We start from the raw sequence: 5,380 nt of genomic DNA on the forward strand, positions 1-5,380 counted from the left end.
GATCTCCGGCGGCCAGCGCGGCCAGCCGGCCGGTCGCCTCGGCCAGCCCGGCGCCGCTGCGCAGCGCGCCGACGCGGGCCGACATCGTCTCGGTGACCTCGCGGCGGCCGGCGGGGTCGAGCAGCCCGGACGGCGCCGCCTCCGACATTCCCACGGGGGACGGCGGCGGCAGCCGCTCGACCAGCTCGGCCCCGATGCGGGCGGCGAACACCAGCCCCTCGAGCAGCGAGTTCGACGCCAGCCGGTTGGCGCCGTGCACGCCGGTGCAGGCCACCTCCCCGCAGGCGTAGAGCCCGGGCACCGTCGTCCGCCCGGCCAGGTCGGTCACCAGCCCGCCGGAGGCGTAGTGCGCCGCCGGGGTGACCGGGACCAGCTCGGTGGCCGGGTCGATGCCCGCGGCCCGGCAGCTGGCGACGATGGTCGGGAACCGCCCGGCCAGGCCGGGCACCGTGCGGGCGTCGAGCCAGACGTGGTCGACGCCGTCCCGCAGCTGCACCCGGGTGATCGCCTTGGCCACGACGTCACGCGGCGCCAGCTCGGCCAGCGGGTGCACCCCGGCCATGAACCGCTTCCCCGCTCCGTCGCGCAGCACCGCCCCCTCGCCGCGCAGCGCCTCGCTCACGAGTGGCTGCTGACCGCGCGCGCCGGGGCCCAGGTACAGCGAGGTGGGGTGGAACTGGACGAACTCGAGGTCGGTGGCGACCGCGCCGGCGCGCAGGCCGAGGGCGACGCCGTCCCCGGTGGAGACCGCCGGGTTGGTGGTGGCCGCGTAGACCTGGCCCATGCCGCCGGTGGCCAGCACCACCGCGCGGGCGCGCACCGCGCCGACGCCGTCCGCACTGCCCTCGCCGAGCACGTGCAGGGTGACGCCGGCAGCGCGGCCGTCGGCGTCGGTGAGCAGGTCGAGCACCATCGCGTGCTCCACCAGGGTGACCCCCGGGTCGGCGCGGACGGCGTCCTGCAGCGCGCGCTGCACCTCCGAGCCGGTGGCGTCGCCGCCGGCGTGCACGATCCGGTCGGCGGAGTGCCCGCCCTCGCGGGTGAGCAGCAGCCGGCCCGTGGGGTCGCGATCGAAGGCGGCCCCCCAGTCGATCAGCTGGCGCAGTCGGCCGGGGCCCTCGTGCACCAGTACGGCGACCGCGTCGGGCTCGCACAGCCCGACCCCGGCGACCTCGGTGTCCCGGGCGTGCGCCTCGGGGGTGTCGGCCGGGTCGAGGACGGCCGCGATCCCGCCCTGCGCCCACCGGGTCGACCCGGCGTCCGCCCGGACCTTGGTGACGACGGCGACCGACAGCCCCGCCGCCCGGGCGTGCAGGGCCACGCAGAGGCCGGCGACGCCGGAGCCGACGACGCACACGTCGGCGGCGAGCTCCCAGCCGGGCGCCGGCGCCGACAGGCGACGCGGGAGCCCGGTGATCCGGCCGACCGTGACGAGGCTCACCTTGAGATCGTGTCGCCCCGGACCTGCCCCTGCACACCCGGGGACGGCGCGGCGGGGTCGCCGCCCAGCTCGACGATGCGGTTGGTGCCGTCGACGTGCACGACCTTCGGGATGTGGGACTTCGCCTCGGTCTCGTCCATGACGCCGTAGCTGATCATGATGACCAGGTCGCCGGGGTGGACCAGGTGCGCGGCGGCGCCGTTGATGCCGATGACGCCGCTGCCCCGCTCGCCGGGGATGACGTAGGTCTCCAGCCGCGCGCCGTTGGTGACGTCGACGATCGCGACCTGCTCGCCGGGCAGCAGGTCCGCGGCGTCGAGCAGGTCCTCGTCGATGGTCACCGAGCCCACGTAGTGCAGGTCGGCCTGGGTGACCGTCGCCCGGTGGATCTTGCTCTTCAGCATCGTGCGCATCATCGGAGGTCTCCCAGATGAATCTCGGTGTTGTCGATGAGTCGGGTGCCGCCGGCGCGCGCGGCGAGCAGCAGGCGGGCCGGGCCGGCGGCGGGCGCCGGCCCGAGGTCGGGGCCGGTGAGCTCGAGGTAGTCGGGCACCAGCTCGGGGGCGGCGGCCAGCACCTCGCGGGCGGCGGTGAGGACGGCGTCGGCGCCCCGCGGCCCGACGTCCGCCCCGGCACGCAGGGCCCGCGAGATCGTGGCTGCGGTGGCCCGCTGCTCCGGCGAGAGGTAGCGGTTGCGGGAGGACAGCGCCAGTCCGTCGTCCTCGCGGACGGTGGGCACGCCGACGACCTCGACGCCGAGGGCCAGCTCGCGGGCCATGGCCCGGATCAAGGTGAGCTGCTGGTAGTCCTTCTCGCCGAAGAAGGCGACGTCCGGCCGGACCAGGCCGAACAGCTTGGCGACGACGGTCAGGACGCCGGCGAAGTGCCCGGGGCGGACGGCGCCCTCGAGCACGTCACCCAGCGGCCCCGGGTGCACGGCCACCCCGACCGAGCCGGCCGGGTAGACCTCCGCCACCGGCGGGTGGAGAACGACGTCGGCGCCCTCCTCGGCGAGCGCGGCCAGGTCGGCGTCCCAGGTGCGGGGGTAGCGGTCGAAGTCCTCACCGGGGCCGAACTGGGTCGGGTTGACGAACACCGAGACCACGACGCTGCCGGCCCGCTCGCGCGCGGCGCGGACCAGGGTGCGGTGCCCCTCGTGCAGGGCGCCCATCGTGGGCACCAGTGCCACGGGCCCGGGCAGCCCGGCGCGCAGCCGGGCCAGCTCGGCGGCGGTCTCGACGACGGCCGGGCGGGTGGCGGTGGTCACCGGGACCCCGCCGGTAGGAGGACCACGTTCAGCCCTCCGCTCGCCCGCTCGCGAGGGAACCCGGAACGTGGCCGTCGAGGAGCTCCACCAGCGGGGCGCCCTCGTGCCGCTTGAGCCGGCCGGTCGTCAGCGCACGCTCGGTGGTGCGCCGGGCCAGCGCGACGTAGGCCGCGACCGAGTCCGGGGCGCGCTCGGTGAGCGTGTCCAGGTGCCGGCGCACGGTGCCGACGTCGCCACGGCTGACCGGGCCGGTGAGCCCGCGGTCGCCGCGGCGCAGGCCGTTGTCCAGCGCCGCGGTGAGCAGCGGGGCGAGCACCCGCGCCGGCTCGCCGACGCCCGCGGTACGCAGCAGGTCCGCGGCCTCGGCGACCAGCGTGACCAGGTGGTTGGCGCCGGTGACCAGCGCGGCGTGGTAGAGCCCGCGGTCGGCCTCGGCGACGAAGAACGGCTCGCCGCCCATCTCCAGCACCAGGGTCTCGGCCACGGGCCGGTGCTCCGGCGCGCTGGTGACGCCGAACGGGACGCCGGCGAGACGGTCGGCGTCCTCGGGGGCGCCGGTGAAGGTCATCGCCGGGTGCAGGGCCAGCGGCAGGACGCCGGCGCGGGCGGCCGGGGCGAGGACGGCCAGGCCGTGCGCCCCGGAGGTGTGGAAGGCCAGCTGGCCGGCCCGCCAGACCCCCGTCTCGGCCAGGCCGGAGACCAGGCCGGCCAGGCTGTCGTCCGGGACGGCCAGGACCACGAGGTCGGCGGCGGCCACGACCTCGTCGGTGGGCAGCAGCGGAACCCCGGGCAGCAAGCGACCGGCGCGCTCGGCGGAGGCGGCGGAGAGGCCGGCGGCGGCGACCACCTCGTGGCCGGCGGTGGTGAGGGCGGCGCCGAGAACGGCGCCGACGCGTCCGGCGCCGACGACGCCGACACGGAGACGGGCGGGGGCGGTGCCGGCCGGGGACAGGCCGGCGGCACGGAGCGTCCTGCGGACAGCAGGCATCGGTGCACCTCTCGTTCCAGTCCCTGGCGGGTACCGGACTCGTGGGTCGCGGGCCCCCTCGTCGGAGCCCGTCGGGTGTTGCGGCCCTGCGGTCGTGCCGGCGCGGAGCCCCGCTGCGACCAGGTGTGTCACGCGGGAGGGCGCCGAACGCGAGTGTGTGACCCGTTCGGGGCCGGTGCAACGTCTCCGCCCTGTGGGGTGGGTCACGCCAACGGCCTCGCCGGCGCTCGGCGGTTCCGTTCCCTCGGGTGCCGTGGCCGATCGGTGGGCTCGCGAGCTCGCCCAGGGCGCGGCCTCCTACGGTGTGCGGTGGAACCGCGACGGACATCAGGAGGAGACGGGTGGGCACCCTCGAGGGACGGACGGCGCTGGTCACCGGCGCCAGCCGCGGCATCGGACTGGCGATCGCGCAGAGCCTGGTGGAGCGCGGCGCCCGCGTCGTCGTCACGGCGCGCAAGCCCGAGGCGCTGACCGAGGCGGTGGCCGCGCTGGGCGGCCCGGAGGTGGCCGTGGGCGTCGCCGGCAACGCGGCGGACGCCGGGCACCGCGCCGAGGCCGTGCGGACCGCCGTCGAGACCTTCGGCAGCCTGGACATGCTCGTCGGCAACGTCGGCATCAACCCGGTCTACGGCCCGCTGGTCGAGCTCCCGCTGGACGGCTTCCGCAAGATCCTCGACACCAACGTCGTCTCGACGCTCGGCCTGGTGCAGGAGGCGTGGCGGGCGTGGATGGCCGAGCACGGCGGCTCGGTCCTGGTCGTGGCCTCGGTCGCCGCGCTCAAGGCCTCGCCGATGATCGGCGGCTACGGCGTGAGCAAGGCCGCGCTGGTCAACCTGGTCACCCAGCTGGCCGTCGAGCTGGGCCCGACGGTGCGGGTCAACGCGGTCGCGCCCGCGGTGGTGAAGACCCGCTTCGCCGGCGCCCTCTACGAGGGCCGGGAGGCCGAGGCGGCGGCGCAGTACCCGGTGGGGCGGCTCGGTGAGCCGGCGGACGTCGGGGAGGCCGCGGCCTACCTGCTCGGGGACACCGCCGGGTGGGTCACCGGCCAGACGCTGGTGCTCGACGGCGGTGCGCTCTCCCGCGGCCCGGCCTGAAGAAGTCCCCGAGAAGGACCCCGTCCTCCCCACCGCTCGCAAGCTCGCGGCGGTGCCCTGGACGGAGCCGTAGACCGCTCGCAGGCTCGCGGCGAGCCTCTGGACGGGGCCGGCCGGGACGGCCGCGCCCGGCCGGGCGGGGGTGTCGCCTCAGCTGCGGCCGAGAACCCGAGCGAGGACGTCGTCGCTCTCGTCGTCCTCGCGGTAGCGGCGCCGGCGGCGGCCGCCGGACGGCGGGGTGATCCCGCTCTCGGCGAGCAGCTGCGCCAGCCGCGACGAGCCCTCCTCCTCCGACGGGGCGGGTGGTTCGGCCGGCGGGACGGCCGGGGCCGGCCCGGGCACCGGCGGGCGCTCCCGCTGGGCGACCGGGCGCTCGACGGTCAGCTGCTGGTCCGGGGTCGGTGCCGCTGCGGACTGTGGGTCGTCGGTGCGGCGACGGCGCGGCTTCGGGGCGACCGGCGGCGGGTCGAGCAGCGCCCGGCCGGCCAGCCAGTCCAGCGGCGGGAGCGTCCAGCTCGCCGCGCGCGTCGGGGGAGGCGAGCACCTCGGCCAGCAGCCGGTCCAGGTGCAGCACCTCCACCCCGCGGGCG

At 77.2% G+C, this 5,380-nt stretch carries 5 protein-coding genes and 1 pseudogene; 1 reads left to right on the forward strand and 5 read right to left on the reverse strand.

Going from position 1 to position 5,380, the window contains the following annotated elements:
- From E4P41_RS21145 to E4P41_RS21160, 4 genes are all read right to left on the reverse strand, one after another.
- The coding region (locus tag E4P41_RS21145; RefSeq protein WP_135143167.1) for an L-aspartate oxidase at positions 1–1,441 on the reverse strand (1,441 nt) is incomplete at its 3' end.
- Positions 1,438–1,857: an aspartate 1-decarboxylase gene (gene panD / locus E4P41_RS21150; RefSeq protein WP_135143168.1), complete on the reverse strand. Its 420-nt coding sequence runs from the start codon at positions 1,855–1,857 to the stop codon at positions 1,438–1,440. The genes panD and E4P41_RS21145, both read right to left, overlap by 4 nt.
- Positions 1,854–2,708, reverse strand: coding sequence for a pantoate--beta-alanine ligase (gene panC, locus E4P41_RS21155; RefSeq protein ID WP_135143169.1), 855 nt, complete (start codon positions 2,706–2,708; stop codon positions 1,854–1,856). The genes panD and panC overlap by 4 nt, the downstream gene beginning before the upstream one ends.
- A 28-nt stretch (positions 2,709–2,736) precedes the next feature.
- A complete protein-coding gene (locus tag E4P41_RS21160; protein ID WP_209307845.1) occupies positions 2,737–3,696 on the reverse strand; it encodes a DUF2520 domain-containing protein in 960 nt (319 codons plus the stop codon).
- 341 nt (positions 3,697–4,037) lie between these two features.
- Here E4P41_RS21160 and E4P41_RS21165 point away from each other — a divergent pair, with 341 nt between their 5' ends.
- The gene (locus tag E4P41_RS21165; protein WP_135143170.1) at positions 4,038–4,790 is read left to right on the forward strand and encodes an SDR family oxidoreductase; all 753 of its coding nucleotides are present in this window, start codon (positions 4,038–4,040) and stop codon (positions 4,788–4,790) included.
- A gap of 150 nt (positions 4,791–4,940) precedes the next feature.
- Here E4P41_RS21165 and E4P41_RS22475 read toward each other — a convergent pair.
- Positions 4,941–5,380: pseudogene (locus tag E4P41_RS22475) on the reverse strand (hypothetical protein); the annotation flags it as partial.

It is taken from the genome of Geodermatophilus sp. DF01-2, assembly GCF_004571065.1.
Taxonomy (GTDB): domain Bacteria; phylum Actinomycetota; class Actinomycetes; order Mycobacteriales; family Geodermatophilaceae; genus Geodermatophilus.

What these genes read in the sequence shown, in the direction of transcription:
- panD (WP_135143168.1), bottom strand. Translation starts at nt 1,857, where the DNA reads ATGATGCGCACGATGCTGAAGAGCAAGATCCACCGGGCGACGGTCACC.
- E4P41_RS21160 (WP_209307845.1), bottom strand. Translation starts at nt 3,696, where the DNA reads ATGCCTGCTGTCCGCAGGACGCTCCGTGCCGCCGGCCTGTCCCCGGCC.